We start from the raw sequence: 1,969 nt of genomic DNA on the forward strand, positions 1-1,969 counted from the left end.
GACATATAACAAAGCGTTCAAGACGGATTCTCAACGCTTGGCAATTTCAGTTCGGGTCAGCTTTAGTGCTAAATGTGGTAAGGTTTAGGGTAGGGTGGCCGCGTTGTTCACCACTTAATGCGGCGTTATAACTCATTCAAGTTTCGAGGAATTTAAATATGACATACCAATATGTCAAAGGTCGTATTGATATACCGAGGTTTCTAAGCGATACTTCTATGCGCGATCGAACCCCAATCAAAACCCTTGGTCATGGACATAACTTGAACGCTTTGCACGATGAATTATAAGCATCTGTAGAGCATCGAACTCGTTTTGGCAAAGAATGGATTTTTGCTACGAACTCCCTCGAAGAGGCCGATATGGGCCACTTCGAGTATGCAGGACTTGGATTAGTAGTGCCTGAAGTGATATCACCTCAAACAGAGCATTATTAGAGGCGTATGTTTTAACTAAGCTTCGAGTTCTCTTCGAACAATATCTGCGCCTGTGCTTAAAGCGTTGAGCTTGGCGGTTGCGATAGTGCGAGGAAGGGGAGCCATACCGCAATTGGTACATGGGTAAAGTTTATCTGCGTCGACAAACTCAAGGGCTTTACGCAGTGTATTAGCGACCTCTTCAGGTGTTTCTATGATGCTAGATGCGACATCTATGGCCCCAACCATCACTTTTTTACCACGAATGAGCTCTAGTAGTTCAATCGGTACACGAGAGTTGTGGCATTCAAGAGAGATGATATCGATGTTGGATTGTTGTAGTTTAGGAAAGACCGCTTCGTACTGTCGCCACTCAGAACCGAGCGTTTTTTTCCAATCGGTATTCGCTTTGATGCCATAGCCGTAACAGATATGCACTGCGGTTTCACAGTTCAGCCCTTCAATGGCTCTTTCTAAGCAGGCGATTCCCCATTTATTGACCTCATCGAAAAATACGTTAAAAGCGGGCTCATCAAACTGGATGATGTCCACGCCAGCAGCTTCTAGCTCTTTGGCTTCTTGATTGAGGATTTTTGCAAATTCCCAAGCCAGTTTCTCACGGCTTTTATAATGTGCGTCATAGAGCGTATCGATCATCGTCATTGGACCCGGCAAAGCCCATTTGATCGGTTGTTTGGTTTGTTGACGCAAAAACTTCGCGTCTTCAACAAAAACCGACTTTATCCGCGATACTGGGCCAACAACGGTTGGTACGCTGGCGTCGTAGCGGTTGCGAATTTTGACGGTTTCACGTCGTTCAAAATCAACACCGTCTAAGTGTTCAATAAAGGTCGTGACAAAGTGCTGGCGCGTCTGTTCGCCGTCGCTGACGATATCAATCCCCGAATGCTGCTGAACTTGGAGCGACAGACGCAGAGCATCCTGTTTCCCTTGAACGAGTTCTTCATCTTGCAATTTCCATGGTGACCAGAGTGTTTCAGGTTGTGCCAGCCAAGAAGGCTTCGGTAAGCTACCTGACGTTGAAGTGGGTAATAATTTTTTCATAATAATGCTGCCAAGTTAAATGAATGCTTAAGCGAAATTCGCTGACCAATGCTCAAGTAGGACTTTGTAGGGTTTAATAAAGTGCTCTTCAGCAAATTTGCCTTGCTCAATCGCTAGTTGGCTGCGCTCTTCTCGGTCATAAACAATCTGAGTTAATGAATGATCTAAGCTTTTGAGGTTGGGCTGATAGCATTGTCCAGCCACTGCATTCGCATTGTAGATTTCTGGACGATAAATTTTTTGGAAGGTTTCCATAGTGCTGATCGTGCCAATTAGCTCTAGGTTGGTGTAATCATTGAGTAGATCACCAAAGAAATAGAAAGCCAAAGGAGCGACGCTGTTAGTGGGCATAAAGTAGCGAACCTGTAATCCCATTTTTTGGAAATATTGTTCTGTTAACGATGACTCGCTGGGTTGATATTCCACGCCTAAGACAGGGTGTTGGTTGTCTGTTCTGTAGTAGGTTTTATTATCTGAGACACTTAGAA

Annotated in this window: 2 protein-coding genes; both read right to left on the reverse strand. The window is 44.5% G+C overall.

All coding sequences use genetic code 11. From position 1 onward, the window contains the following. Positions 1-452: 452 nt before the first annotated feature. Entirely contained in the window at positions 453-1,481 is a 1,029-nt protein-coding gene (locus RH85_RS14685) for a methionine synthase (protein ID WP_006713486.1), read from the reverse strand. Positions 1,482-1,508: 27 nt separating this feature from the next. Continuing rightward, positions 1,509-1,969, reverse strand: a 461-nt coding sequence (locus RH85_RS14690) for a putative oxygenase MesX (RefSeq protein ID WP_006713487.1), incomplete at its 5' end; no start/stop codon positions are given.

It is taken from the genome of Vibrio ichthyoenteri ATCC 700023 (genome assembly GCF_000222605.1).
Lineage (GTDB): Bacteria > Pseudomonadota > Gammaproteobacteria > Enterobacterales > Vibrionaceae > Vibrio > Vibrio ichthyoenteri.